Genomic DNA, 395 nt, shown 5'->3' on the forward strand with positions numbered 1-395 from the left:
GTCGAGTCGCAGCTCGGTCGGCCACAGCCACCCCTCGAAGAAGATGTGAGCAAAATCTGGGACGCGGTGCGTTAGATCTCGTAGCGCTCGCGGTTGTCGAGAAAGTGATCACGTGCCTCTTCTGGGAGCTCGTCAAATCGGAGAACACCCTGACAGCCGAGTCCCGGACACTTCATCACGCGGTTGGACTCAAGCTCGTTCGCGGCGACAACGGTGCCACAGTCCGGACAGGAGTGAGTGATGATGCGCATGGTTACAGTTTGAGCTGGGAGTTCTCGCCGACGACGAGGCGACGGCCCTCGGGAAGGTGATTTTCGGCGCTTTCGACGTTCGCGCTCCGGCCGAGAAGACTGTCGACGATCCGGCCTGACGCCGTGATCGTCGAGTCGCCAATG

The 395-nt window shown here is 60.8% G+C and carries 1 protein-coding gene and 1 pseudogene; both read right to left on the minus strand.

The annotated features are described in order from the left end of the window. Window positions 1-71 precede the first annotated feature (71 nt). Entirely contained in the window at window positions 72-251 is a 180-nt protein-coding gene (locus EXE42_RS20920) for a hypothetical protein (RefSeq protein WP_137707084.1), read from the minus strand. 2 nt (window positions 252-253) lie between these two features. After that, window positions 254-395, minus strand: a pseudogene (locus EXE42_RS20705) (glucose-1-phosphate thymidylyltransferase); the annotation flags it as partial.

The sequence above is a fragment of the Halorubrum sp. SP3 genome (genome assembly GCF_005435195.1).
Lineage (GTDB): Archaea > Halobacteriota > Halobacteria > Halobacteriales > Haloferacaceae > Halorubrum > Halorubrum sodomense.